The sequence below is a fragment of the Spirochaetota bacterium genome, assembly GCA_004297825.1.
Classification (GTDB): Bacteria; Spirochaetota; UBA4802; order UBA4802; family UBA5368; genus FW300-bin19.
Genome location: SCSX01000074.1, coordinates 1 through 25,996 on the forward strand (window position 1 = coordinate 1; position 25,996 = coordinate 25,996).

General features: G+C 57.0%; 22 protein-coding genes. 12 read left to right on the forward strand and 10 right to left on the reverse strand.

Going from position 1 to position 25,996, the window contains the following annotated elements; all coding sequences use genetic code 11:
* Both EPN93_16045 and EPN93_16050 read left to right on the forward strand, forming a co-directional pair.
* On the forward strand, positions 1-1,963 hold a 1,963-nt coding region (locus tag EPN93_16045; protein ID TAL32326.1), incomplete at its 5' end, for a hypothetical protein.
* A gap of 9 nt (positions 1,964-1,972) precedes the next feature.
* Complete coding sequence (locus EPN93_16050; protein TAL32327.1) at positions 1,973-4,339, forward strand: FAD-binding protein; 2,367 nt, start codon at positions 1,973-1,975, stop codon at positions 4,337-4,339.
* 229 nt (positions 4,340-4,568) lie between these two features.
* On the opposite strand, the gene EPN93_16055 is transcribed toward EPN93_16050, so the two are convergent.
* Together EPN93_16055 and EPN93_16060 are read right to left on the reverse strand one after the other, a co-directional pair.
* Entirely contained in the window at positions 4,569-5,690 is a 1,122-nt protein-coding gene (locus EPN93_16055; GenBank protein ID TAL32328.1) for an ABC transporter permease, read from the reverse strand.
* A 1-nt stretch (position 5,691) separates the two neighbouring features.
* On the reverse strand, positions 5,692-6,402 hold the full coding sequence (locus EPN93_16060) for an ABC transporter ATP-binding protein (protein TAL32329.1): 711 nt from the start codon (positions 6,400-6,402) through the stop codon (positions 5,692-5,694).
* Between the two features lie 186 nt (positions 6,403-6,588).
* On the opposite strand from EPN93_16060, the gene EPN93_16065 reads away from it, so the two are divergent.
* Together EPN93_16065 and EPN93_16070 are read left to right on the forward strand one after the other, a co-directional pair.
* A complete protein-coding gene (locus EPN93_16065) occupies positions 6,589-7,056 on the forward strand; it encodes a YaiI/YqxD family protein (protein TAL32330.1) in 468 nt (155 codons plus the stop codon).
* Complete coding sequence (locus EPN93_16070; protein TAL32331.1) at positions 7,043-8,020, forward strand: M23 family metallopeptidase; 978 nt, start codon at positions 7,043-7,045, stop codon at positions 8,018-8,020. The genes EPN93_16065 and EPN93_16070 overlap by 14 nt, the downstream gene beginning before the upstream one ends.
* 148 nt (positions 8,021-8,168) lie before the next feature.
* Here the strand turns inward: EPN93_16070 and EPN93_16075 are convergent, their stop codons facing one another.
* Positions 8,169-8,951 carry an RNA methyltransferase gene (locus EPN93_16075; protein TAL32332.1) on the reverse strand — a complete coding sequence of 261 codons (783 nt, stop codon included), beginning with the start codon at positions 8,949-8,951 and terminating at the stop codon, positions 8,169-8,171.
* Between the two features lie 250 nt (positions 8,952-9,201).
* On the opposite strand from EPN93_16075, the gene EPN93_16080 reads away from it, so the two are divergent.
* The 3 genes from EPN93_16080 to EPN93_16090 all read left to right on the forward strand — a co-directional run bounded on the left by EPN93_16080 (position 9,202) and on the right by EPN93_16090 (position 12,131).
* Positions 9,202-10,284 carry a hypothetical protein gene (locus EPN93_16080; GenBank protein TAL32333.1) on the forward strand — a complete coding sequence of 361 codons (1,083 nt, stop codon included), beginning with the start codon at positions 9,202-9,204 and terminating at the stop codon, positions 10,282-10,284.
* An 84-nt stretch (positions 10,285-10,368) separates the two neighbouring features.
* Positions 10,369-11,490 (forward strand): PAS domain-containing sensor histidine kinase, encoded by a 1,122-nt coding sequence (locus tag EPN93_16085; protein TAL32334.1) that lies wholly within the window; start codon positions 10,369-10,371, stop codon positions 11,488-11,490.
* Positions 11,487-12,131, forward strand: a complete 645-nt coding sequence (locus tag EPN93_16090; protein ID TAL32335.1) for a response regulator transcription factor — start codon at positions 11,487-11,489, stop codon at positions 12,129-12,131. Before EPN93_16085 ends, EPN93_16090 begins: the two co-directional genes overlap by 4 nt.
* A gap of 30 nt (positions 12,132-12,161) precedes the next feature.
* On the opposite strand, the gene EPN93_16095 is transcribed toward EPN93_16090, so the two are convergent.
* The 7 genes from EPN93_16095 to EPN93_16125 form a co-directional block, all read right to left on the reverse strand.
* Complete coding sequence (locus tag EPN93_16095; GenBank protein TAL32336.1) at positions 12,162-12,932, reverse strand: 3-oxoacid CoA-transferase; 771 nt, start codon at positions 12,930-12,932, stop codon at positions 12,162-12,164.
* Positions 12,919-13,929 (reverse strand): CoA transferase subunit A, encoded by a 1,011-nt coding sequence (locus EPN93_16100; GenBank protein ID TAL32337.1) that lies wholly within the window; start codon positions 13,927-13,929, stop codon positions 12,919-12,921. The genes EPN93_16095 and EPN93_16100 overlap by 14 nt, the downstream gene beginning before the upstream one ends.
* A gap of 25 nt (positions 13,930-13,954) precedes the next feature.
* Positions 13,955-15,535, reverse strand: a complete 1,581-nt coding sequence (locus EPN93_16105) for an acyl CoA:acetate/3-ketoacid CoA transferase (protein ID TAL32338.1) — start codon at positions 15,533-15,535, stop codon at positions 13,955-13,957.
* Between the two features lie 4 nt (positions 15,536-15,539).
* Positions 15,540-16,487, reverse strand: coding sequence for a 3-hydroxyacyl-CoA dehydrogenase family protein (locus EPN93_16110; GenBank protein ID TAL32339.1), 948 nt, complete (start codon positions 16,485-16,487; stop codon positions 15,540-15,542).
* 20 nt (positions 16,488-16,507) lie between these two features.
* Entirely contained in the window at positions 16,508-16,831 is a 324-nt protein-coding gene (locus EPN93_16115) for a hypothetical protein (GenBank protein TAL32340.1), read from the reverse strand.
* Between the two features lie 219 nt (positions 16,832-17,050).
* Positions 17,051-17,695, reverse strand: a complete 645-nt coding sequence (locus EPN93_16120) for a TetR/AcrR family transcriptional regulator (GenBank protein TAL32341.1) — start codon at positions 17,693-17,695, stop codon at positions 17,051-17,053.
* 213 nt (positions 17,696-17,908) lie between these two features.
* Complete coding sequence (locus tag EPN93_16125; protein TAL32342.1) at positions 17,909-19,702, reverse strand: long-chain fatty acid--CoA ligase; 1,794 nt, start codon at positions 19,700-19,702, stop codon at positions 17,909-17,911.
* A 284-nt stretch (positions 19,703-19,986) separates the two neighbouring features.
* Between EPN93_16125 and EPN93_16130 the strand changes: the two genes are divergently transcribed.
* The 5 genes from EPN93_16130 to EPN93_16150 are packed head-to-tail and all read left to right on the forward strand — an operon-like array spanning position 19,987 to position 25,984.
* Entirely contained in the window at positions 19,987-22,014 is a 2,028-nt protein-coding gene (locus EPN93_16130; protein TAL32343.1) for an FAD-dependent oxidoreductase, read from the forward strand.
* A 36-nt stretch (positions 22,015-22,050) separates the two neighbouring features.
* Positions 22,051-23,217: an acyl-CoA dehydrogenase gene (locus EPN93_16135; GenBank protein TAL32344.1), complete on the forward strand. Its 1,167-nt coding sequence runs from the start codon at positions 22,051-22,053 to the stop codon at positions 23,215-23,217.
* Positions 23,218-23,244: 27 nt separating this feature from the next.
* Positions 23,245-24,387, forward strand: a complete 1,143-nt coding sequence (locus EPN93_16140) for an acyl-CoA dehydrogenase (protein ID TAL32345.1) — start codon at positions 23,245-23,247, stop codon at positions 24,385-24,387.
* 32 nt (positions 24,388-24,419) lie between these two features.
* Complete coding sequence (locus EPN93_16145; protein ID TAL32346.1) at positions 24,420-25,703, forward strand: FAD-dependent oxidoreductase; 1,284 nt, start codon at positions 24,420-24,422, stop codon at positions 25,701-25,703.
* The gene (locus tag EPN93_16150; GenBank protein ID TAL32347.1) at positions 25,700-25,984 is read left to right on the forward strand and encodes a hypothetical protein; all 285 of its coding nucleotides are present in this window, start codon (positions 25,700-25,702) and stop codon (positions 25,982-25,984) included. Before EPN93_16145 ends, EPN93_16150 begins: the two co-directional genes overlap by 4 nt.
* Positions 25,985-25,996 lie beyond the last annotated feature (12 nt).

Consider the following 25,996-nt stretch of genomic DNA (forward strand, 5'->3'; position numbering starts at 1 on the left):
CGAAGTAGGTGCTGTGGTCGCGGCGGAGACCGAAGAGATCGCCGAGGAAGCCCTGAAGCTTATCGCCGTGGAATGGGAAGTTCTCCCTTTCGTGCTTGATCCCGTTGAAGCCATGAAACCCGGCGCCCCGATCATTCATCCCGAGATTACCAAAACCAACATTTTGCCCAAAGAGTCCGTCGGGGGAGACGATATCTTCGTGAACAGGGGCGATATCGATAAATCGTTCGCGGAAGCGGACGTGATTGTTGAAGACATATCGATCCACCATAATGCCACGCAGGCCTCCCTTGATAACTGGTGCTGCCTGGTGGATTGGACCAAAGACAAATTGACGCTTCGTTCGAATTCCTACGAAACCGATCAATCGAGAATGCACATCAGCCAGATGCTGGGTCTTCCGGTTCATAAAGTCAGGGTGATAAGCTCCTACGTGGGCGGTCAATTCGGCCGCGGGGATACGGGGGATCAGCCCTTTTTCCTTTTCACGGCGCTCCTGTCGAAAAAGACCGGGTGTCCCGTAAAATTCAAGCATACCCGCAGGGAAAGCTTTCACGATTCACGCCAGCCGGCAATTTATACGGGAAAGCTGGGGGCAAAAAGGGACGGGACGATAACCTCGATGTATTTCAAATCAATCGGGAACGCCGGGGCCTACGCCGACCATACGATGTTTGCGTTGAAATTCGCTCCCACGGAAATTACCGAAGTCGCCTTCGCGCACATACCGAATATCAAAATGGAATCGTACGGAGTGTATACGAATAAACTTCCCGCCTGCATGATGAGGGGCGTCGGCAACTCCCAGTTCAATTTGATTTTTGGACATGTCGTGGACATGCTTGCCGAAAAACTGGGGATGGACCCGATAGACCTCGCGATCAAGAACTTTGGACATGAGTGGGGGTCCCGGCCCGATAAAAGCCTGGTCGCGGTATTGACCGCGGGAGCCGAAAAAATCGGCTGGCGTGAAAAGCGCCGCAAGCCCGGGGCCGATAAGGGCGCTCGAAAGCGCGGGGTCGGGTTTTCTTTTCATCCGGCCTGGCATGCCGAATGGCAGGAAACGCGCAGGGGGGAAATACAGGTCGGTATAACGCTAAATACCGACTGTACCGTGATACTTGAAGCGCCCACCGTCGAAACGGGTACCGGCTCGAATACCTGCAATGTACTGGGCTGCGCCGAGGCATTGGGCTTTCTTGGCATCGCATTAGACGATATCCACTGGTCCCATGTCGTGGATACCGAAACAAGCATGAAGGATTGCGTACAGACGGATAGTGCGGTTTCCTACCTGCAGTCCGAAGTCATTGCTCACGCGGCAAAGGATTTGAAAAACCGTCTTATCGAAAAAGCCGCCATCGTCATGAATCAAAAGGCGGAAGATCTGGATATTGCCGACGGGCGCGTGGTTTCAAAAGGGTTGGGCGGCATGACGGTCAGGGAATTGATGAATCATGGCGATCTGACTCCCCTGGTCATTCGAAAAAGCAAGGTTCCCAACACCGAAAAAACAGGGGTGCCCTACATTGCCACGTTCTCGGAGGTTGAGGTCGATACCGATACGGGAAAAGTCGATATCATCAGGATTGTCGTTGTTAACGACTGCGGGACCGTCATGTTCGCCTCTGGGGCCGAAGCGCAGCAAATCGGCGGCCAGTGCATTGGGGTCGGCGAGACGTTGACCGAGGAAATCATATACGACCGGGAAACAGGCATCCCCCTTAATTTCAACTGGATCGATTACAAAATCCCGACGATGGCCGATATGCCGGACATAGATCCGGTATTACTCGAGGTATGGAAGGGCGCGGGAGAGTACGGCGCCTGTGGAATCGGGGAGGGCACCGTGACCTGCACGCCGCGATCCGTTCTGAACGCCATTTATAACGCCATCGGGGTCAGAATCAATGATATCCCTGTCAAGCCCGAGAAAGTTCTCAAAGCCCTGGGAAAGGCGTGAGGTGTATTCATGAAGAAATTCAAGTATATCGCGGCAAGCTCCCTCAAACAGGCGGAATCCGCCTTGTCGAACACCGGGAAGGATAAACCCGCAAAACTGCTGGCGGGTGGTACCGACCTGCTCGGCGTTCTCAAGGATAAAGTTCATCCGGAAAGTCCCGGGACGATCGTTGATATTAAAAGCGTCCCGGAACTGAGCTATATTCGCAGCGACGGGAAAGGCCTTCGAATCGGCGCCATGACCAGGCTTCAGGAGATTGCATCAAGTGAAGAGATCAAGGAGAACTACAGGCTGCTGGCGCTGGCGGCCCGTTCCGTAGCCTCGCCGCAGATAAGAAACATGGCGACCCTGGGCGGTAATATCTGCCAGGAGCCGCGATGCTGGTATTATCGCGCCCCGGATAACCGGTTCCATTGCCTGAGAAAAGGCGGCACCAAGTGCAGCGCGGTGCTCGGAGAAAACCGGTACCATTCGATATTCGGCGGCATCTGGGCGGGTTCTCCCTCGTGCACGCACACGTGCCCTGGCAATGTTGAAATACCGGAATATATGCGCGCGATGAGATCCGGTGAAACACGCGCGGCTGCAACAACAGTACTCTTGAATAATCCCATGCCTGCATTGACGGGGAGGGTGTGTCCTCATTATTGCGAATCGGCATGTAACCGGGGTGGGTTTGACGAATCGGTTTCCATCCGGAATGTCGAACGTTTCCTGGGAGATTACATTCTCGCTCATTCGGCACAATTCATGAAGTCTCCCCAAAAGCAATCGGCGAAATCCGTCGCGATCGTCGGATCGGGGCCCGCAGGACTTTCGGCGGCCTACTACCTGAGGGTCCGGGGATATAAAGTAACGGTGTTCGATAAGATGCCGGAGGCCGGAGGAATGCTCACCTACTGTATTCCCGGCTATCGTCTGCCAAAAGATGTGGTGAGAAAGCAGATCAAGGCTTATGAAAAAATGGGCATAAAATTTGTGCTGAATGCCCGCATAGGTGAAAAAGGATTAACGCTGCGCGATCTCAGGAATAAATTCAACAGCGTTTTCCTAGCGACGGGAACCTGGGAGCAGAAATCTCTTCGGCTGGAAAAATCGGACCTGCTCACTTCCGGAATGGAATTTCTAACCCATATAGAGCGGAACAGGCAGCACTATGCCGGCAGTACTGTTCTTGTTATTGGCGGAGGCAATGTCGCGATCGATGTCGCCATCAGCGCACTGCGAATCGGCGCGAGGGAAGTTACGATGGTCTGCCTCGAGGATAGAAAGACAATGCCCGCTTTTCCAGAAGAAATCGATCAGGCCCTTCATGAAGGCGTCAAGGTCATGAATTCTCTGGGACCCCATAAGATAATGGAATCAAACGGCCGGTTAACCGGCATAGAATTCGCTGCGTGTACGCGAGTTTTCGATGAACAGGGACGTTTTAATCCCGAGTTCGACATGTCAAAGAGCACAATCGTGCAGGCTGATAAAATCATTCTCGCCATCGGTCAATCCGCGGAACTGGCCTATGCCGGTAAATCGATCAAACTTGATCGGGGACTGATCAAAATACACCCGGAAACCGCCGCTACAAGCATGGCCGGGGTGTTCGCGGGCGGCGATGCGACAAGCGGTCCTTCATCCGTCATTGCAGCCGCCGCCTCGGGACGAAGAGCCGCGACGTCCATCGATGCCTTTCTCTCCGGCGGGAAAAACAAAACCGGCCCAGTCGAAAAAACGGTTTACCGGGATGGATTCCTGGAAACGAACAACCGTTGCTATGACAGGACCGAGAGGGTTAAGCCTGAATGCGTTCAGACTTCGTGTAAAAGCCTCGATGCGGAAGATACCTCCACTTTGGACAGCCAATCCGTGGATTCCGAGATTCAGCGCTGTTTGAATTGCGGGTGCGTGGCCGTGAACGCCTCGGATATTGCCCCCGCGCTCATCGCACTTGACGCGGTTATCAGAACGACGAAAAAGAAAGTCAACGCGGAGGATTTCTTTTCAATCGGGAAGGCCCTGGATTCCGATGAGATTGTAACCGAGATCGAAATTCCGGCCCAAAGAAAAAAGAATTCACAGCACTATATCAAGTTCAGGATCAGAAACTCAATGGATTTTCCCATCGTGAGCCTGGCTTCCGTATTGAGTTCCGATAAGGGCGTGTTTACGCGGACAAAGATCATTCTAAACGCGATTGCGCCCATTCCCCTGAGAATGACCGCCGTCGAAAAATATTTAACAGGGAAAGAGGCAACGGAAGCGGTGGCCCAGGAGGCCGGAGAGATAGCGGCCCGGGACGCCAAGCCGCTATCCGGGAACAAATATAAAATTCAGATCATGAAGGCATTGATCAAGAAAGCCATTCTTGAAGCAGGCGACTGATTATGACTCACTTGTCCATTCCGTGCGGATAACAGCGAGCTGAATCAGATTCATGGGGCGAAATAACATGTCACGATAGAAAATATCGCTGACTCGCTGTTGGTAAATAACTAAACCAGTTTAATTATTACTATTACAAGAATAACGACTACTAAAAGACCTATGATACCCATATAAACTCCTGAAGTTGTAAATTATATTATAAAATAATATACAGACCTGGTAATTGTCAACTTCTAAAAATGACCCTCTCGTTTTTTAACAGATGTCGGCTTATTACCAACAAGAAAAATGAATAAACCATGGTAACGGAAATAGAAACAATTATAAATAAAACTTCATGTCGATTGAAAATAGCGGAACGGATTAAATACGCCAAGTTCAACACCGGCACGAGAAGATAGAGCGTATTGATCGTAAATGGATCGCTGGCAACAAGGCCGCTGGATAAGGCCGAACACAGAATAATCACGGGGAGAGTCAGGATCGTTCCCTCCCTGATCGATTTCGCATACAGGCCGATAACCATTCCCGCGGTGGAAAAAAGTATAATTGAAAAAAAAGTCATGATAAAAATCAGGGCAATATTTGTTATTCCGCAATACTCAAGCAATGATATCCCCCCGGTAATTCCGGGATAAAATTGCGAGCTTACGATCAAGCCGGCAAGCAGCGATACGATGGCCGTGAGCCCGATTACCGACGCGGCAAGTACTTTCCCCATTATGATCGTCAGATGAGAAATATTGCAGCTCAATAGAATCTCAATAGTCGAGCGTTCCTTCTCGCCCGAGCTCATGTCAATTACGCTGGACATCGTCGAAGATGCGGCAAACACCATGAGTAAAACGGGCAATAGAAGCGAAAGGGTCAAAAGGGTTTTGTTCTCTTTCTCGCTGCGTATTGCTGAAAAGGTGATCAACGGATTCCCTGCCGCGGCCCCCGGCCCGTTAAAATGTGATTTGAATAAATTCTCTATTTTAACGAATGCAAGCGCCGAGCCCCTCCTTGCCGGATCATAATGAATTATAATGGACAGATACTTTCCGTCGGATTTTGTCGTAACAATATGGAGATCGGCGTTACCGTGTGCAATCGTTTTTGAAGGGGATTCCGGATCTATAAATTGAGTATTACCGAATGATTCCAGGATCATGTTCTTTAAATGAGTTTCATCCCCGGAGATGATTATCCGCGCCGGTTCTTTAAATTCCTCGCCGGATGTAGTCTGCGATGTTAAAAATAAAAGCAGGGGAACGATAATCGCAGGCAAAAGAATCGCCGCGGCAATCGTGCGCTTGTCGCGTATCTGGTCGAGTATTTCCTTGCGGATGATTACCGTAAATTTCATATTACTCTTTAATGTAAAATGTCAGATCTTTCCCATGCTCGGACAGGTAGGATTCAACTTTTTTATCGCAATTGATTTTCCCTTTATGTATAACGATGATTCTATCGGCGCAGGTGAAGATCTCGTCGGCGTTGTGGCTCGAGAATAAAACCGTTTTACCGTTCTCCTTTTGCTTCAGTATGATCCGTTTGACCGCGTTGCCGGCGATTATATCAAGACCCGTTGAAGGTTCATCGAGTATGACGAATTCGGGATCCGTGATCAGGGTCCTGGCGATCGCGGTCCTCTGTTTCATTCCCCTGGAAAATGTGGAGACTCTATCGTTCAGAAAATCAGAAAGCGAGAGTTCGCCGGCAAGCGTTTCAAGCATTCCGCGGTACGATGATTTACTTATTCCGTTGAGCGCCGCATGGTATATGATATTCTCCCGCGCGCTGAGACGGTCGTAAAGTGAGCCTTCGCCGGAAAAAAGCGTACTCGTTTTACCCCTGAGGTATTCCGGGGATTCGTTGTAATGCATGTTGTCAAGGGTGATGGATCCCCTGTCGGGTTTCAGGATCATCGATAAAATTCTGATCAACGTCGTTTTCCCCGCGCCATTCTCCCCCACCAGCGCGACAGCCTCTCCTTTATTTATAGAAAAAGATATATCCGAGAGAACCATCCCTTTTTTCAGGGGAAAACTTTTGCAAATGTCGGTTACGTGCAGCATGGGGATATAAACCGCTCCAAGTATGATTTGATCAATAAAATTATGGATAAAGCAATTGGCTTGTAATTTACAAACACTATTTGTATTAGTAATAGAATTCAACTCGAAATATTGCGCCGGACCAGATATCTTCAATGGAATAAGGATCTAAAATAGATTAACGAATTTACTAATAGACGGGACTTTATGCAGATACTAATCGACGCCGATGCGACACCGGTCGTAATAAAAGAAATACTCTTCAAGGCCGCTGAACGGAATAGAATACCGCTAATCCTTGTGGCGAATCAGCCCATGAAATCTCCCGAATCTCAATTCATATCATCAATCATCGTTGCCGCGGGACCGGATGAGGCCGATGACCGAATAGCCGAAATTGCCCGGCCGGGAGACCTGGTAATCACCGCGGATATACCGTTGGCCGACCGTGTGGTGACGCGGGGGGCATTCGCGCTTAATCCACGGGGAGAATTCTATACCAGGGAAAATATAAAAGAGCGACTTGCCATGCGCGACTTGATGGACGATCTCAGGAGCAGCGGCATCAGTACGGGGAATCAGGCGGCATTCTCAAGTCGCGACCGGCAGAAATTCGCGAACCAGCTTGACCGGTTTCTTACAAAACACAAAAAAAGCACGGATGCCGATGACTAAAAAACACATATTTGCTTTGTATGCCATCCTTCTTCTCATGTTTTCCGGCACCTGGATACATGCGGTGTTGAAGGATGACCGCGCACCCATTCACACGGTCGCCGATGCCCACGCGCAACCCGGGGGCGTGATCTCATTGGTATGCTCCGCGCCGCCCGCCAGACAGCTTAGCCCGATCCTCAACCAGTCGAGCGCGTATCCCGGCGACTGCATAAGCCTGTATATCGCGCACGCGAAAGGGCCCGGTCAATTTTCCGTGTCCGCGCCGTTTTATGAAAAGCCGCTCACCTTTTACCCGTACCGGGACGGGTATGCAGGCCTGGTGCCGATATACGCCTGGCTGAAACCGGGCGATTACCAGATCAGGGTGAAGGACCTGGTCGCGAATACCGAAACGTCATTGTCCGTAAAGATATTGCCCAAGACCTTCGATGTTCAGTATCTATGGGTTGCCGAAACCACCGCGGCGATACTTAGCGATGAAAACACGGCGAAGGACCAGGCCTATTTTGACGCCGCGAGGGCCAATCCGATTCGCGAGAAGCTGTGGGATGGGCCGTTCGTTCAGCCGGCCCAGGGAACAATCACGACCTCGTACAATTCCATGCGCTATACGAACGGCAATCCCGTTCCCACCCGCCACCTCGCGATCGATATCGGTAACGCCGAGGGAACGCCCGTGATGGCCGCCAATAACGGGAAGGTCGTCCTGGCCAGGAAGCTAATCGTGCCCGGGAATACCGTGGTCATCGACCACGGTATGGGAATATTCACGTCTTCCGTGCACCTGAGCGAAATTGTCGTGGAAGAGGGCAGGCGTGTCGCGAAAGGCGATATGATCGGAAAGATGGGCTCGACGGGCTACGCCGCGGGTGCGCACCTTCACTTCGCGGTCTGGAAGGAGGGCACGTTTATCAATCCAAACTTCCTGTTCGTGACTGATCCTGTTGCCTACTCAGAATGATAGCAGTGATACCGGGAAAACCGCCCCAGATATACTGAACCGCGAATGCACGCGAATAGACGCGAATATCGTCCATATCAAATATTTAATTCGCGTTCATTAGATCGGTGTGTGAAAGGCGGTGCCTGCGCGCACGTGCGTCCGCGCGTCAATCCCTGTTCATCCCCCCCAGGCAGTGCATGAAAATCCCCGCGGCGACCCCCACGTTGAGCGAATCGGTGTGAGACTCTATGGGTATCGTCAGTTCCTTGTCGCATAGCGCGCGCCACTGCGCGGAGAGGCCGGTCGCCTCGTTCCCGAAGACGAGCGCGTGCCTGCGGGCCGGCGCGAACCCATGAAGGGGGGTGGCCGATTCGGAAAGCACCGTGCCGTACAGCGCGAAACCGTTCCGCTTCAGGAAGGCGCAATCGAGCGCCTCGTCGCCCATGTCCGCGAGAAGCATTTTGAAGGGGGCGCCCATGGAGGCCTTGAGCGCCATGCGGCTAAGGGGATCGCAGCATTGGGGTCCGATAATGAGGCCTCCGTAGCCGAACGCCGCAGCCGTGCGCATGATGCTCCCCAGGTTCGCGGGGGAGCCGATATCGGGACAGATGACAACTTTTTCGATGGACGGATTGTCCTCCACGCACGAGCACACCGTGCGGGAGGAGGGCCGCCGGGATGCGGCCATCACACCCCGGTGGAAGCGGAATCCTGCCAGGGCCTCCATTTCGGCGTCGCTTTTCACCAGGAGAGGAACGTTCCCTCCCGCGCGCGCGGCATATTCATCGGCCATCCGCGCGCCGGCGAGCACGCAGAGGACCTCCCAGCCGGAGGCGAGCATCCGGTCCACCAGGAGCCGGCCCTCGGCGATTACGATTCCTTCCCGCCGGAGGTCGCGGTCCTTAAGCCCCGCGAACAATCCCGCATCAATGACGGTCTTCCGGCGCATCAGCGCCCGCTCCGACAATTTCCGTATTTGAGCACGATTATCTCCCTGCCTGCGATTTCATTTTCCGACGGTGCCGGTCGTACGCCCGACCCGACCATGCGGGGACGATAGCACGGGGGCGCCGTCGCGTCAAGAGAAGGGGAATGTCCGGGCGCATTTCGAAAAAGTTCATTGTGCGGACACCAGCATTTATGCTTGATATTTTCGAAGTAAACCGGCCGTAGTTAGGGCATGGGGGAGGGGGCAATCCATGCATATATTTTCTTCTGTAGTAAAACGAAGGAATTCATGTAGTGCAGGCACGATTCTGCTCACGGTCATCATTACCCTCTCACTCATCATGCCGACCGGGAGCCTTTTCTCGCGGCAGGTTTCAACGCCGAACAAAACCGCCGAAGAATCCCTGCGTCAGAAGCTTGGTTTTATTCCCACCAGCGATCAATTGACCCCAAGGAGCGGAATACCGGCATCCCTCAACATCGAAGACCAGCCCATGCCGCCCCTGGCGCTGCCATCGGTGAGCCGTTCGGAGCATTACCGTGTAAGCGCGGCGGAGCATATCAATAAGAACAAAGGATTTCTAACCGAGGATGGCTACGCAATGCTGCCGCACGCCGAGCTCAAGGATGCCCTGCTGGGAAAGGATACGAGCATGCATTTCGGTATTATCCGTTATGACATTATAAATTTGCGGGGTACGTATCGGTATCCGAAATACTATAAGGATGACTACCACGAATTTTACCTGGAAAGCCATATCATGGGGTTTCCGCACACCTCGATTTATGGAATGGAAAGTCCTTTCACCATCGCCTACCGCTCGAGAGGCCAGATAATAGCCATTTTTATCGAACCGCAACGGTCCCGCACAGTGCTCCTGGCGGAAAATACAGGCGGCGCAAGTATGATGGTCCTGGAGAGAAAATGGAGCGACGGTGTTTTTCAAAAAAAAGCCAACCTTGTGCCGTTCGCGCGTCAAATCCCGGAGGATTTTCAAACCATCGCAGGAATTGAGATCAGTAAAAAAACGACCCTTTCGAAATTTCCGGAAGGGACATTGAAACTGAACAAGATGGCGGGAGATTACGAAACAATGGCATTCAAGCCCGCCGCGCGCGGCTGGTGCCTGCATCGAACGGATAAATCCTCCTTCGTGATCATGGAATGCGATTCGAGCATGTTTTCTCCTTCGATCGTGTACCTGGCAAGCGGATTGGATATGGCCGAGGTATTTTCCGAACAAAGAACCGTTACGGTGAGCGGTGTTTTCCCGACCTTTATAACCGGGTGGCTGCAGAATGAAAGTTATTCCATCCAGGTGAATGCAGATTGAAACTCAATTACGCGCGATTTCATGCTCGAAACGTGTCAGCCAAAATCAACTTGACATGGAACACTTTTTTCATATGTTTCAATTGTGAAAGGGCAAACCAGGAAAGAAAAATCCTTCGATAACGCTGAGTTGATCCAGGCGCGCAAAAAGGTCGCCGAAATGGAGGCCCTGAAGGCGTCCATCCTGGAGGCAATCCCCAACGCCGTCATCGGTTTGCAGGATCGGCAGATTATCTTCGTCAACGACGGCGTCAAGTCGGTATTCGGGTGGACGTCGGAAGAGCTGATCGGCAAGAGCACGCGCCTCTTGTACCGGTCGGAGCAGGACTACATACGAATCGCCGGGCTCATCTATTCGATTTTAGAAACGCACCCCAGCGTAAGCATCGACTTTCCCTGCGTGCGCAAGGACGGTACGTTCATCGAATGCATGGTCAGGGCCGCGCGGATCGGCACGCAATTGAAAGAACGGCAGGTGGTCATCACCTACGAAAATATTACGGACCGCAAGCGGGCGGAACGCGAGCTTGAACACTCGCAGCGTCAGTTGAGGAAATTATCGGCGCACCTGCAATCGATTTACGAGAAGGAAAGGGCCCGTATAGCCCGTGAGCTCCACGATGAGCTGGGCCAACTGCTCACGGCGCTCAATACCGAAATCGTCATGCTCAAGAATAAAATTCCCGCGCGACAGAAGACCCTGGCGGAACGGACGGAGAGAATGTCATCCCTCGTCGACCTGACCATGCAGTCGGTGAAGCAGATTTACATGGGACTGCGGCCCGGTATGCTCGATCATCTTGGCTTGACGGCGGCGATCTCCTGGCAGGCCCAGGAGTTTTCAAAACGCACCGGCATTCCCTGCACCGTGTCGTTCAGCCATGAAGAAATCACGCTGGATCCGGATTTGACCACGACCATATTCCGAATATTCCAGGAGGCGCTCACCAACGTGCATCGTCATGCCGAGGCCACGAAGGTGACCGGGTCCCTGAAGGTGACCGACGACAATCTTGAATTCGTCGTCAAGGATAACGGAAAAGGAATTGTTGAGAGACAGATGCGAAAAGCGGATTCGTTCGGTCTCCTGGGAATCCAGGAACGGGTCTACCATTGGGGAGGGCAGGTGGCTATCGTCGGAAAGAAGGGCAGGGGCACCGCCCTATCGATCGTCATACCCCTCCGGAAGACCGGGACGGCGTCATGATAGGGAAAAAAATCAGAATTCTCTTTGCTGACGACCATCCCATCGTCCGCGCGGGCTTCAAACAGGTATTATCGGACACCCCCGACCTGGTCGTGGAGGATGAGGCGGAGGACGGGCGGGACGTTCTCGAATACGTGAAAAAGAAAAAATACGATATCGTTCTCCTGGACATTTCCATGCCCGGGAAGAACGGCATGGAAACGCTCAAGGAATTGAAAGCGGGTTACCCGCGGCTTCCCGTCCTCATTCTCAGCATGTATCCCGAGGAACAGTACGCGATCAGGGCCCTCAGGGCGGGGGCGTCGGGATATCTCACGAAGGCAAGCGCGCCTACCGAGCTCATTTTGGCTATCCGGAAGCTCGCCCAAGGGGGACGCTACATAAGCGAATCGCTGGCGGAGAACCTGGCCAACTACCTTGACGTGGACATGACGAAATCCCTCCATGAAACCCTCTCCGACCGCGAATACCAGGTCATGCAGCTTATCGCGTCGGGGAAAACCGTTTCGGAAATTGCCAGGGGCCTCAACCTGAGCGTGAAGACCATCAGCACGTACCGCACGCACGTGCTGCAAAAAATGAAGCTGAAAAACAATGCGGAAATTACGCTGTACGCGGTCCACAACAAACTCGTGGAGTGACCATGGAATTTAACTCGCCGATAGGCATGCTCAGCGGCCTATGATAGTACGCTCCGGATCGATCTCCTCCCGTAGTATCCTGAGCTCCATGACCGTGGGCGGCTTCGTCGTGAATACCTTACGCGCTTTCAGCAGCTCGAACCCGCAGTTGTTCTGAACGTCGTCGAACGTGCAGCCCGGGTTGATGGATATCACCCTCATGCGCTTGCTTTCCTGTTCGAAATCCATGACGGCCATGTCGGTAATGACGCGATAGGGTCCGCAGTCCGCGGGCAATCCCGAGGCCGCACGCGAATCTCCTCCGTCCAGCCATCCCGGCGCAGTGATGAAATCCAGCGTGGGCACGAACCGGCTTTTTTCCTGGACGGACATGATGATCGTGCGCCAGCACAGGGACGCGAAATCGTTGGAGCCGCCGCTGCCCGGCAGGCGGACGGCGGGTTTCCGGTAATCGCTCCCCAGCATGGTGGAGTTGATATTACCGTACAGATCGATCTGCGCGCCGCCCAGGATCGCGTAGTCGACCATTCCCCGGCTGCACGCCTGCATGACCTCGAACATCGTACCGGCCCTCACGGCCTTGTGGAACGTGCGGGAATCGCCCACCGAAACCGGCATCTCGGGTATGAGCGGATCGATGCCGCCCGATTCGAACATGATGACCAGATGGGGTGCGAGGGTTTTTTGCGCCAGCATGGCGGCTGCGCAGGGCGCCCCCGAGCCGATACCCGCCGTGCGCCCGTTGCCGAGCTCGCGCGCCGCGACGCATATCATGAGCTCCATGATATTATAATTCTTCACGGATCCCCTCCTTGTGGAGCATCAGTTCCCGTGCCCGGAGTTCCTTGATCCTGCCGATGCCGCCGGCAAGCTCGATATACGCCGCGTGGTCGGGACAATCGTGGATGATGCGTTTCAGGAACGACGCGAATGCGGCCGGATCGCCCTGCGCCGTAAGCCATTCCTTCAGGTGCGCTTCATCCGAATAGTACTCGCCGGGCATCCCTGTGGGATACGCCCCGTACGGAACCTCGCATACCGCATCCACGAGATAATAGGGGATCGATGTAAGGGCCGGATCGCTCCTGATCTCTTCGGTGGGGATAAGGCGTTCAGTGGTGATGATCAGCTTCCTGCTGGCCCCGGCCAGGTCGTCGTCCGATATCGTGATTCCACGGATCCGGCAATTCCCGTAAATGTCTGCCTCGTGTACATGGATGACGGATACGTCGGGGTAGAGCGCGGGTTGCAGCACGAGCCTTTTCCCGGTAAACGGGCACGTTACGACTTTGGCCCCCGATTGGCGAAGGGTATCCGTGCCCAGCATGTTCCGCGTCGGCAGAAACGGTATTCCCATGGCCGCGGCCTTGAGGCGCGCCGCCAGGCTGAAGTTGGTCCATTCGCATATCCTGACGCGCCCGCTTTCCATGTACGCACGGGCGCACGGGCTCATGCCGCGCGTTTCCAGCCCGATTATAGAGGCGATGTCCACCCGGTCGAAGACCTCCCCCGTTGCGAGTATCTGGAAATCGTGGGTCGACGTGTGACCGGCGAACCCCATGTTTTTTCTTCCCTGGCGCACGATCTCCTGGCAGGCCGCGACCGGCGTGCGATTCGTGCCGAATCCGCCCATGGCCAGGTAGTCCCCGTCGTGAACGAATTTTTCCACGGCCTCTTTCAGGCTCATAAGCTTGTTCGCCTTCATCCGGGATTTCGAACGGAAATATGCGCGCGCCTCGTCCGGATCGGGATTCATAAACAGCGGTCCCAGGGTTTGGGCTGTACTATCCGCAATCATGTTCAGGTCTCCTTGTCGAACGTCCTCATGATGCCCGGTCTTTTTTCCCGGGAGCGATTTCCTCGCGGATTCCCATGGGGCCTTCGAGGAATATCCTGGGATCCATGGGCCGCAGGTCGGAGGCCACGCGGGGCTCGAAATCCATCTGATCGAGAACGTCCCTTCTCAGGTCGATCCCGGGCGCGATCTCAATGAGGGTCACGCCTTCTTTCCGTAATTCGAATACGGCCCGCTCGGTGACATACAGGACCCGTTGGCCGATCTCGCGCGCATAGTCCCCGCTGAACGTGATCTGTTCCACGTGGTCGATGAACTTCTTGTCCCGGCCTTCCTTGACGACGGTCATCTGTCCGTTTTTCACGGCCACCTCCGCGCCGACCGTTAACGTGCCAATGAAGACCACCGTCTTCGCGTTCTGGGTGATGTTGATGAATCCTCCGCACCCGGCCAGCCTTGTGCCGAATCGGCTCACGTTCAGGTTTCCGTGCCGGTCGGCCTGCGCCATGCCCAGGAAGGCCATATCGAGCCCCCCGCCGTCGTAGAAGTCGAACATGTAGGGCTGGTCAATGATCGCCTGTGGGTTGGACGACGCGCCGAAGCTGAGTCCCCGCGCCGGTACACCGCCTATCGGTCCGGATTCCACGGTAAGCGTGAAGAGATCGAGCATGTTTTCCTCGGCGGCCACGGCGGCGATCCCGTCGGCCATTCCGATCCCCAGGTTCACGATGGCGTTCGGCATGAGCTCCATGGCCGACCGGCGGCTGATGATTTTCCGCGTCGTGAACGCCATGGGTTCCATCTGGTGGACAGGAACGTACACCTCGCCGGAGTAGGCGGGATTGTACTGTTCGAGAAACGTCTGCCAGTGGTTTTCCGGTCTGGCGACGACGACGGCGTCGACGAATATTCCCGGGATCCTCACGTCCAAAGGCCGGAAGCGGCCGTTTTCGGAGATCCGCTCCACCTGGGCGATCACGATGCCGCCGGAATTACGCACTGCCTGCGCCATCGAAAGCATCTCGAGCGAGGTGCTCTCTTTTTCCATTCTGATATTTCCCTGTAAATCCGACGTCGTACCGCGCACGAGGGCGACGTTTATGGGGAACGCCTTGTAGAAAAGGCGCTCCCTGCCGCCCAGCTCGATGAGCTCCACCAGTTCCTCGGTCGTGCGGGCGTTCACCTTCCCGCCGTCCAGGCGCGGATCGACGAACGTCTTGAGACCGGTATGCGTGATGAACCCCAGGCGCCCCCCCGCGATTTCCCGGAACAGGCACGATATGGCGCCCTGGGGAAAGTTGTACGCCTCGATCTTGTTTTCCAATGCCATACGGCCGAGCTTGGGGGCGAGGTTCCAGTATCCCTCGATGACCCGCTTTATCAGGCCCTCGTGTGCCAGGTGGTTGAGTCCCTTCTCTTTTCCGTCTCCCTGCCCGGCGGCCCCGACTATGGTGAGATTTCTCGGCCGCCCTTTTTCTAAAAACATTCTCTCCAGCGAGGAGGTCAGCTCTTCGGGATGGGCATTGCCGACGAATCCGCCTATGGCCACCGTATCGCCGTCCCTGATCAGTGCGAGTGCGTCTTCGACGCTCATGATCTTGCCGGACATCGCGCTATTCTCCATAGATGAGTTTTATAAGCTCGAAAAGCTTGTCGTCGCGCCACTGCACGAAATCCTTGAAGCTGCGGCCCTTCATCTCGTCCTTGATCCCGTCGATGAGTTTTTCCTTCATGGGCTCGGTGATGTAGTTCCAGGTGGTCAACTCCTCCCAGATGGCCTTGAAGGTCGTATTGCCGATACCGTCGATGAAGTGACCCACGCCCCCGTCCTCGCCGCCCCCGAGGTGGTAGATCATGTGCGAGCCCATGAGGGCATACCGGATCCCGGGACCCGCGTACAGTGCCTTGTCCACGTCCTCGACGCTGGCCACGCCGTTTTCCACGAGATCGATCGCCTCCCGCCAGAGGGCGACGGCCAGGCGGTTGCCGATAAACCCGGGAACCTCCTTCTTGACCAGGACCGGGATTTTCCCCAGGTGCTCCATGAACGCGATCGATGTATCGACAGTCGCCTTCGAGGTATCCTTGCCGGGCACGATCTCGATAAGGGGAATGAGATGGGGCGGGTTCCACGGATGGGTGATGACGCACCGGTCCTTGTGCGCGACGGCCTTCTGTATCTCGGTCATGGAGAGGCCCGAGGAGCTGCTACCGATAATCGTTGCCGGCGGCGCACAGCGGTCCATCTCCTCGAAGATGGGTTTCTTTATGGCATAGGTTTCACCGGTGCACTCCTCGATGAAGTCCGCGTCATGGACCGCCTCCGCGATTTCGGGAACGAACCTGACGCGCTTCATGGCCCGGTCGCGATCCTCCACGGTCATTACGCCCTTTCCCACGAAAAAATCGAGATTGGAACATATCTGCCGATATCCCTTGTCCCTGGTCTCGGGCCGTCTCGAATACGCTGTCACCTCGTACCCCTTCTGGGCGAAGAGGGAGCCCCACGCCGCCCCGATCACGCCGGTACCGATGACCGCAACCTTCCTGATCCCGTCCATTATATCAACTCCTTGTACGCCTAGCCGGCCTGCCGTTTATTTTCCTTCTTGTCGGAAATATGCTTCGCCCCGGCGGTACGCACGATGACGCTTTTCGCCTTTCGGGCAACGGGTTTCCGGCCGTCTTCGGTGTCGGGAACGTTGTAGTGGGCCCCCCACGGATTGACCGCCGGGTCTTCCTTGCATGCCGGGCAGAAATACCGGGCGCTCAGGTCTTCGGCGCCGGAGCCCCATATCTCGAGCTTGCAACAATCCCTGCATAAGGGCGCACCGCAATGGTCGCATTCGGTTTTTGCATCCGTTTTTCCGCATACTGAGCAGCGTTCGTTCTTGTCGGCTTTCATCGTCTCGCTCCTTGAGTTAGTCTTTGCTCTACGATGGAAAGCTATTGATTGGCGGTATTTTCCGCAATCCGTCCGTGTCCGATACGGCCGTGGGACGGGAATGGAAATTTTTTACGGTAAAACGTACGGATAGGCATAGGTGTTTGTCCTATGGCGGGGGGAATTATTCACATGAAGGGCGCCCTGGGTACGGGCATTATTTTACAACGGCTGTATACCCTACTGCTGGAGCCTGCCCAGGTCGATGATCTCGACCCCGGAGGAAACCATATCGCGTATAACGCGTCCCAGGAACCTCATGTAGCTTTTCAGCTCCTCGGGGCTCTTGTCGGGGTAGTTCCTGAAGGTGATGAGGATGCCGCTCAGGGCGGCGAAGAGCGCGTGTGAAAAGACACGGACGTTGCCCTCCGGCTTCACCTTTTTAAACACGATGTCGAACCGGTCGAATATCTGGCGCTCCGTCGTCTTTATGCGCTCAAGGAGCTCCGGTTTAAGGCTGCCCTCGAGCATGAAATTGACCAGCATCTTGAAATACAGGTCGTTGCCCGTGAGAAAATTTATAAAACCCTCCACCAGGCGGTCCAGGCTCGCGACGCCCTCGTACCGGTCGAGCTCCAGGGCGTCCAGCACCTCGATGATCCGCGCGGCGTTCTGGAGAAAGGCCTCCACGAAGAGCGCCTGCTGGTCGGGGAAGTAGCGGTAGATGAGCGCCGGGGAGATGGACGCCTCGTGGGCGATGTCGCGGATGTGAACCTCATGGAAGGGCTTGGAGGCGAACACGCGCTCGGCCGCGGAGACGATGATCTCCCTGCGGGCCTGCCGCTCCTGCTCTTTCAGATGCGAGAAGGATTTTCGTGGATTCATCGCGTCCGGCTCCGTTTCCCCGGGGAAGTCCCGGGGGTACCTGTCTTAATCGTAATTTTCAGCGCGGCCCCGTTCGAATAATACCGAACGCGCGCCGAATTGCAAGAGTCTCGCCGGGCGCGCCTCCGTGTCAAGAAAATACTCGTACTCATTCCGGGTAAATTCGCCGTGCGTCCGGACCGGACGCACGCGCGTATTTCCGGGCAAAACCGATCAACGAGCATAGAGCCCCTCGATATCGGCGGCGTACTTTTCCAGCACCTTCTTCCTTTTCAGCTTGAACGATTGCGTAAGCAGGCCGTTCTCGACCGAGAAGCCCTCGTTCAGCACGAGGATATCTCTGGGAATTTCGTACGATCCGAACCGTTTCTCGAGCTGGGTGCGTATCTCGTTGATCAAAAGAGTTTTCACCTCGGCGCTTTGGGCGAGAAGGGCGGGGTCGGCGGCGAGGTTGCGGGCCGCGGCGAATCCCTTGAGCGCCTCGAAGTCGGGGAGCACCAGGCACATGGTATGGGGCCTGTTGAGCCCGCAGATCATAGCGTATTCGATGTACCTGCTGAGCACGATCTCGGCTTCCATAGAGGCGGAGAACACGTACTTACCGTTTTCCAGCTTGAAGGATTCCTTGATCCTGCCGGTAATGTAAAGGAAGCCGTCGTCGTCGATGAAGGCCATGTCCCCGGTGCGAAGCCCCCCGTCGTCGGTCATGACCTCCCTGGTGGCCTGGGGCTTGTTGTGGTATCCCTGCATCACGTTGGGACCGTACACGATGAGCTCGCCCTCGCGCCCGTCGCCGTCGGTCACCGAGGTGTCGATCACGAGCCTCACCTTGTCGAATGCCTTCCCGCAGCTTCCTATGCGGTTATAATCGGGCGTGTTGGTGGAGATGCCCGGCGAGGCCTCGGTCATGCCCAGCGCCTCGTAGAGGGGCACCCCGGCATCGTTGAAGAATTCCGCGATGGCGGGGTTGATCGCCGCGCTCCCGGTAAGGGCAATGGTTAATCGGCCCCCGAACTTATCCCTTATCTTGGAAAAGACGAGCCTGTCGGCTATCCTGAATTTCAAATTCGTCGCGACACTCGATTTGCCGGCGCGCGCGAGCTCCCTGCGTTTCTTCCCGCTGTTGACCCCCATCCGGAACAAGGCCAGCGGCAGTCCCCCCTGTTCGTTCATCCGCGCGTGAATTGCGTCGTATACCCTATAGAATACCCGGGGGACCGATACGAGCAGCGAGGGACGCACCTTCGCCAGGTCGTTCACGATCGTTGCCGGACTTTCGGCGAGCCCACAGGAGCCGCCGATGCGCATCACGGTGTGGAGCTCGCAGACCTGTCCGTAGGAATGCGCCCAGGGCAGGAAGGAAAGCGTGCGGGTCCGCTCGTCGAGCATGTGGAAATGCTTGAGGATCGCGTGGATGTTGCTGGTGATATTGCCGTGCGAGAGGAGCACGCCCTTGGGATCGCCCGTAGTGCCCGACGTATAGATGAGGCCCGCGATATCCTGGGCGCCTGGCCGCACGGCGGGGAAGGTGTGCATGCTCCCCGTTTTTTCAAGCTCCGTCATTGAATCCATGCCTTCCCCTTCGATGACGACGATGTGCTTAAGATCGCCCCCGTCCCGGAGCAGGTGCTTTACCTTTTCATAGATCTCGCGCTTCGATACCAGCAGGAGCTTCGTGTTGCTGTCGCGTATGATGTATTCCCAGGTGGCGACAAGCTCTGCCTCGTACATGGTCACGTAGCGCGCGGCGAGGCCGTAGGTAGCGTAACAGGCGACCGCCCATTCGATGGAATTGTTGGAGATGATGCCTATCGTGTCCCCCTTCCCGATCCCCAGCCTCGCGAAGCCCCCCCGGAGGTTGTCGATCCGGTCACCCACCTGCCGGTAGGTGTGCCACCGGTATTCTCCGCCCGCGTCCTTCGCGCCGAACCATTCCCGTTCTCCAAACCTCGCAACGCTCTCCTCCAGCATCTCGACAAGATTGTCCGGCTTATCCAATTGATACATATCGCCCCCGGTTTGATTGATTTATCGTTTATAATTGTGAATTATGTATATCTAAGTAAATAATGTTTACTAACATGCTCCTGTCAAGAAATAATTGGATTACCGTCCAACTAATTTGAAAAAGCATTGACAAAAAATTAGACTAGTAAACAATGTTTACATAAGTAAATAAGGTTAATGAATTGTCCGGTAACGGTCAACCAAAGACCGAGAATGACCAGTTTTTCATCGCGTTCGATACTCTGATGTTCTACTATCTATAACCACGATTACGGGGTACGACCATGTACGACAACCTTTTCAGCCCCATCAAGATTAACAGCCTCGAAATCAAGAATAGAATCGTATTTCCCGCCCTCGGGCTGCTGTTTTCACTGGACGGAAAGCTGAATGAGCGACACCTGCATTTCTACACGGAAAGGGCGCGCGGGGGAACGGGTATCGTTACCGTGGGTCCAGTGGGCGTGGGAGAGATGGCGGTGGGGATCGCGTCTCCCGGCCTGGACAGCGACGATGCGATTCCCGCGTTCACGGAACTGGCGACCTCCGTCAGGAAGGCCGGCGCGCGGGCATGGCTCCAGCTCTATCACGGCGGACGCTACGTGAGACCCATCCAGATCGGGGGAGAGAAGGCGGTGGCGCCGTCGGCGGTGTATTCGTCGTACACGAAGGCGACCCCGCGTGAATTGACCATCGACGAGATACACCGTGTCCAGGAGGCCTTCGTACGCACCGCGGAGAGGGCCCGGGAGGCCGGGTTCGACGGCGTGGAGATAATCGGCTCGGCGGGCTACCTGGTGACGCAGTTTCTCTCGCCCCTCACGAACTTGAGGAAGGACGAGTACGGCGGGAGTTTCGAGAACCGCACGCGCTTCGTGCGCGAAATGATCGCATCGATGCGCGCGCGGCTGGGAACGGGCTACCCCATAACGGTGCGCATGGCGGGCAACGACTTTGTCCCCGGCAGCAACACGGATCGCGAGACGCCGGCGTTCGCGCGCATGTACGAGGAGGCCGGGATAGACGCCCTTAACGTCACCGGGGGCTGGCATGAAGCCCGGGTGCCGCAGATGGCAATGGAGCTTCCGCGCGGCGGGTTCGCCTACCTCGCGCGCACCATCAAGGACGCGGTTTCCATCCCCGTGATGGCGTCCAACCGCATCACCGACCCGGACACGGCCGAAAGAATCCTCCGGGACGACATGGCGCACATGGTCAACCTGGGCCGCGTGCTCCTCGCGGACCCGTACTGGCCGGAGAAGGCGCAGTCGGGTCGCGTGAGGGAGATCATCCCGTGCATCTCCTGCCTGCAGGGCTGCATGGACGAGCTCTTCGAGGTGCGTCACGTGCGATGCCTCGTCAACGCGCGCACGAGCTTCGAGGGGGAGAGGCGCATCGTGAAGACGAAGACTCCCCGTCGCGTGATGGTGGTCGGGGCGGGACCGGGCGGGCTCGAGGCGGCCATGAGGGCCGCCGAGGCCGGTCACCGGGTGGAGCTCTTCGACAGGGCCGGGCGCACCGGGGGACAGCTCTGGATCGCGGGGATGCCTCCGCACAAGCGCGAGATATGGGAGCTCGTGAAGTACTATGATACGATGCTCGGGAAACACGGCGTGGAAGTGAACCTTGGCGCCGAGGTCGGTATCGACCTTATAAAGGAAAGAAAACCGGATTACGTGATCATCGCGGAGGGTGCCGAGCCGCTCATGCCCCCCATCGAAGGGATACAGGCCCCGCCGGTACTCACCGCGTGGGACGTGTTGAAGAACGATCCTAAGATCGGGCGCAGGGTCGCCGTGATAGGCGGGGGAGCCGTGGGTATGGAGACCGCGCTTTTCCTGGCGGTGAAGGGAACGATTACCGACGAGGGGCTGGGATTCCTCTTCCGTTACGAGGCCGCGGACGCCGCGCGGCTCAAGGAGCTGGTCTTCAGGGGAACCAAGGAGGTCACGATCTTCGAAATGCTCCCCAGGGCGGGAAAGGGCGTCGGTAAGTCGTCCATCTGGATACTCATGGAGAATCTGAGAAAATACGGCGTGAAACTCGTCACCGGGGCGAAGGTCATCTCGGTGTCCGACGGCACGGTGGAGTTCGAGCGGGAGGGCGTCCTCCAGAGCCTCGAGTTCGACGCCGTCGTCAATGCGGCGGGCTCGCGGCCGGTGAAAAAGCTTGCGGACGCGGTCGCGAAGGCGGGAATCCCGCACGCCGTGGTGGGCGACGGGAAAAAGATAGGCCAGATCATGGACGCGATCCACGACGGCTACCTCGCCGTGACCGAAATGGAGAGCAGGGCGGAGGCGCACAGCCGTTAGACGGAATAATCTGCAACAGAAAACCGGGAGGGAACCATGGATTTCGAGCTGAGCGAGGAACAGCAGCGGCTGCACGACACGGTGTTCGCATTCGCGAAAAAGGAATGGGAGCCCAGGACCCTTGAGATAGACGCCTCGCACCGGTTTCCCGCGTGGCTCTGGGCGCGGATGCGGGAGCTTGGCTGGTGCGGCCTCATGGTCCCCGCCGAGTACGGCGGCACGGGGCTGGGACTGCTCGATACCTGCATCATGATCCAGGCGGCGACCCAGGCGGGGGGCGATATCGGGAGTTGCCTGGCATGGGGCACGCACCTGTCTATCGGCACCATACCCATAGTCCTGTGCGGCAGCGAGGCGCAAAAGAAAAAATACCTGCCCCGCATCGCGAGCGGCGAATGGATGAGCTGCTTCTGCCTCACCGAGCCCGGTGTGGGCTCCAACGCGGCGGGCGTGGAGCTCAAGGCAGAGAGGCGCGGCGACCACTATGTGCTGAACGGGACGAAGACCTTCATCACCAACGCGAGCGTCGCGGACGTGGGCATCGTGATCGCGACGACCGACAAGAGCAAAAGGGCCGCGGGGGTGAGCGCCTTCATCGTGGACATGAAATCCCCCGGCATCACCGTGAGCGCGCCCTTTGACAAGATCGGCAATCGCGGGTCCGAGACCTGCGAGGTGGGCTTCGCCGATACGCTTGTCCCCGTGGAGAACCGCCTCCTGAACGAGGGAGACGGGTTCATGCAGGTCGGCGTGAAGACGCTGGAATACGAACGCACCTGCCTCACGGCGATCTGGACGGGGAACATAGGGTACAACATCGCGCTCTCGGTGAAATACGCCGGGGAGCGCCAGCAGTTCGGCAACCCCATCCTCCTCTACGCGCAGATACGCGACCGCATCGCGCAGATGCAGATCGACTACGACATCTCCAAGCTCATGATGTACCGGGCAGCCTCGAAGAAAGACTCGGGGACGCCCGCGCCCCTGGAGGCCACGGAGTACAAGGTGTTCACGGGGCAGGCGAGCGTGAGGAGCGCCCTGGAGGCGATCCAGATCCACGGCGGTTACGGACTCATGACCGAGTACAAGGTCGAGCGCTCGCTGCGCGACGCGAAACTGGGACAGATAGGCGCGGGGACGGAACAGATGCTGCTGGAGCTCATTACGAGGCTCGTCACGGGAACCCGGTCGAAGACCATTTAACGTAGAACTGAATTCGGGAGAAGAACGATGGACCTATTTTTCAGCAAGGAAGAACAGCTCATCCAGAAGGCCGCGCGCGAGTTCGGCGAACAGGTTATCGCGCCGGTAGCGGACCAGATCGACCGGGAGAACAAGATACCGAAAGAGGTGATGGAGGGGCTTGCGGAGCTGGGCATGTTCGGCATCCAGTTTCCGGAGGAGTTCGGCGGGAGCGGGGCGGGGCACCTGTGCTACATGCTCGCGCTCGAGGAGCTCTCGAAGGCGGCTCCGGGGGTGGGCGCGACCATTTCGGTCAATTCCGTCCCGCTCGCGGTGATCCAGGCCTTTGGCACGCCGGAGCAGAAGGCGAAGTACATGCGCGACGGTGTGACGGGAAAGAAGATATACTCCTTCGCGTTCACCGAGCCGGGCACGGGCTCTGACCCCAAGCAGCTCACCACGATGGCGGTGAAGGACGGCGATCATTACGTAATCAACGGGACGAAGCGCTTCATCACCAATGCCGGCTTCGAGGGGACCATGGTGGTGATCGCGAAGGAGGAAGAGAGCGGGAAGGCGACCGCGTTCATCCTGGACAAGTTCTGCGAGGGCTACTCGGTCTCGAAACCGTGGGACAAGATCGCGGCGCACGGCGGCGAGCTGTACGACGTGTACTTCAACAACGTGCGTGTGCACAGGGAAAACATGCTCGGATCCGTGGGCGACGGGCTGTGGGTGCTCAAGATCGCCATGGTCTACGGGAAGCTGGGCCTGGTGGCGCTCTTCCTGGGCGTCGCCGCCGCGGCGTACGAGGAGGGCGTGAGGTACGCAAAGGAAAAGACGCACCGGGGCGTATCCATTGCCGAGAAGTTCGAGCACGTGAAGATCGCGGTTTCCGAGATGACCATGAAGATGCAGGCCTCGCGGCTGTACGCCTACTACCTGGGGCACGCGGCGGACCACCTGAAAGATCCCATGGAGCTCGTGAAAGAGGCGGCCCTCGCCAAGGTATTCGTCGCCGAGACCGGGATCGAGGTGTGCAAGCTCGCCATGGGTATCCACGGCTCGTACGGCTTGCAGCGGGAATATCGCATATCGCGCCTCTGGAGCGACGTGATTTTCGGTCCCCAGGTCGAGGGTACGGCGCCGCTGCTGAAGATACTCGCGGCGGGCGTAATACTGGGGAAATGAGCGTTCGGGGCAATCGGGGGCACGGGTAACCAATGGAATCGTTCGACGCAATTATAGTCGGCGCGGGGCTCTCGGGGCTTTCCGCCGCATACGCGCTCGCGAAGGAGGGGCTCGATGTGCTGGTCCTGGAACGGGGCGATTATCCAGGGGCGAAAAACGTAAGCGGGGGGAGGCTCTATCTGAACCCCGTGCGGGAGCTTTTCCCGGATTTATGGGAGAAGGCGCCGTTCGAGCGGCACATCGCGCACGAGGAATTCTGCCTCATGGACCGCGCGCGCGCGGTCACGGTGCGCTACGAGGGTGCGGAGCTGGATGAGAAGCCGCAGTCCTTCAGCGTGCTTCGCGCGAAACTGGATCGCTGGCTCGCGAAGGAAGCGCAGGGGCACGGCGCCGCAATCGTATGCAAGACAAGGGTCGACGGGCTCATCATGGAGAACGGCCGTGTCGCGGGTATCCGCGCCGGTGGGGACGAATTGAGAAGCGCCGTCGTGATCGCCTGCGACGGGGCCCTTTCCCGCATCGCGCAGGGTGCGGGCCTTGCCGGAGCGCACGCGCCTAAACATTTCGCGACCGGCTACAAGGAAGTGATCGAGATGGACCGGGGCGTGATCGAGGACCGGTTTAATCTCGAGGGGGACCAGGGAACGGCGCGCCTCTACCTGGGGGACCCCACGGCCGGGCGGTTGGGCGGGGGATTCATTTATACGAACAAAGAGAGCCTGAGCATAGGCGTGGTCGCGGGAATCGACGCGATGACCGGGAGCGAACCCGCGTGCGGCGCGGCGGCGCTCCTGGACGCATTCAAGAAGCGTCCCGAGGTCGCGCGGCTCCTGCGCGGCGGGGAAACGGTGGAGTATTCCTCGCACGTGATCCCCGAGGGCGGGCTCGCCGGGATGCCGCGCCTGTTCGGCGACGGCATCCTCGTGGCGGGGGACGCGGCGGGGCTCGCGATGAACCTGGGGATCACGGTGCGCGGCATGGAGTACGCCCTGGCTTCCGGCTATTACGCGGCCCGGACAGTGATCGAAGCGAAAAAGACCGAGGACTTTGGCGTATCGGCGCTCGCGCGCTACCCGCGTATGCTTGCCGAAAGCTTCGTGATGAAGGATTTCACGGCGTTCAAAAACGCTCCCCGCGTACTCGATAATCCCCGGTTTTTTTCCCGTTATCCGCAATTGGCTGGCGGGCTTCTCCGCGATCTGTACGAGGTGCCCGCGGGCGTGAAGGAGCGGCTGTACAAAACGGCGCGTCGCCACTTCACGGTAAAGGAAATGTTCGCGATGGCGCGCGACCTCGCGGGGGTGAGAAAGGTATGAGCGGCGAAACGGGCATGAAGGAAAAGCTGGGGCGCAACGTCTTCAAAGAGGCGCGCGAACCGCACATACGCATTCGCGCGGGTATGGAAAACAGCCCCGTGCTGAAAAAGGCCGTTGCGATCTGTCCGGCCGAACTCTACCGGGAGAACGCCGACGGCTCCGTAGGTTTGAGCCTGGACGGATGCCTCGAATGCGGCAGCTGCCTCATCGCGTGCGACGGGGACGCGCTCGAATGGGCGTACCCGGAGGGGGGTGCCGGGGTGCAGTACCGGTTCGGGTGAAAAAATAGCGTT

Bases quoted from the DNA above. Each gene is read 5' to 3' on its own strand.
- EPN93_16050 (TAL32327.1), top strand. From the start codon at position 1,973: ATGAAGAAATTCAAGTATATCGCGGCAAGCTCCCTCAAACAGGCGGAA.
- EPN93_16055 (TAL32328.1), bottom strand. From the start codon at position 5,690: ATGAAATTTACGGTAATCATCCGCAAGGAAATACTCGACCAGATACGC.
- EPN93_16060 (TAL32329.1), bottom strand. From the start codon at position 6,402: ATGCTGCACGTAACCGACATTTGCAAAAGTTTTCCCCTGAAAAAAGGG.
- EPN93_16065 (TAL32330.1), top strand. From the start codon at position 6,589: ATGCAGATACTAATCGACGCCGATGCGACACCGGTCGTAATAAAAGAA.
- EPN93_16070 (TAL32331.1), top strand. From the start codon at position 7,043: ATGCCGATGACTAAAAAACACATATTTGCTTTGTATGCCATCCTTCTT.
- EPN93_16075 (TAL32332.1), bottom strand. From the start codon at position 8,951: ATGCGCCGGAAGACCGTCATTGATGCGGGATTGTTCGCGGGGCTTAAG.
- EPN93_16080 (TAL32333.1), top strand. From the start codon at position 9,202: ATGCATATATTTTCTTCTGTAGTAAAACGAAGGAATTCATGTAGTGCA.
- EPN93_16090 (TAL32335.1), top strand. From the start codon at position 11,487: ATGATAGGGAAAAAAATCAGAATTCTCTTTGCTGACGACCATCCCATC.
- EPN93_16100 (TAL32337.1), bottom strand. From the start codon at position 13,929: ATGATTGCGGATAGTACAGCCCAAACCCTGGGACCGCTGTTTATGAAT.
- EPN93_16105 (TAL32338.1), bottom strand. From the start codon at position 15,535: ATGTCCGGCAAGATCATGAGCGTCGAAGACGCACTCGCACTGATCAGG.
- EPN93_16110 (TAL32339.1), bottom strand. From the start codon at position 16,487: ATGGACGGGATCAGGAAGGTTGCGGTCATCGGTACCGGCGTGATCGGG.
- EPN93_16115 (TAL32340.1), bottom strand. From the start codon at position 16,831: ATGAAAGCCGACAAGAACGAACGCTGCTCAGTATGCGGAAAAACGGAT.
- EPN93_16120 (TAL32341.1), bottom strand. From the start codon at position 17,695: ATGAATCCACGAAAATCCTTCTCGCATCTGAAAGAGCAGGAGCGGCAG.
- EPN93_16125 (TAL32342.1), bottom strand. From the start codon at position 19,702: ATGTATCAATTGGATAAGCCGGACAATCTTGTCGAGATGCTGGAGGAG.
- EPN93_16130 (TAL32343.1), top strand. From the start codon at position 19,987: ATGTACGACAACCTTTTCAGCCCCATCAAGATTAACAGCCTCGAAATC.
- EPN93_16135 (TAL32344.1), top strand. From the start codon at position 22,051: ATGGATTTCGAGCTGAGCGAGGAACAGCAGCGGCTGCACGACACGGTG.
- EPN93_16140 (TAL32345.1), top strand. From the start codon at position 23,245: ATGGACCTATTTTTCAGCAAGGAAGAACAGCTCATCCAGAAGGCCGCG.
- EPN93_16145 (TAL32346.1), top strand. From the start codon at position 24,420: ATGGAATCGTTCGACGCAATTATAGTCGGCGCGGGGCTCTCGGGGCTT.
- EPN93_16150 (TAL32347.1), top strand. From the start codon at position 25,700: ATGAGCGGCGAAACGGGCATGAAGGAAAAGCTGGGGCGCAACGTCTTC.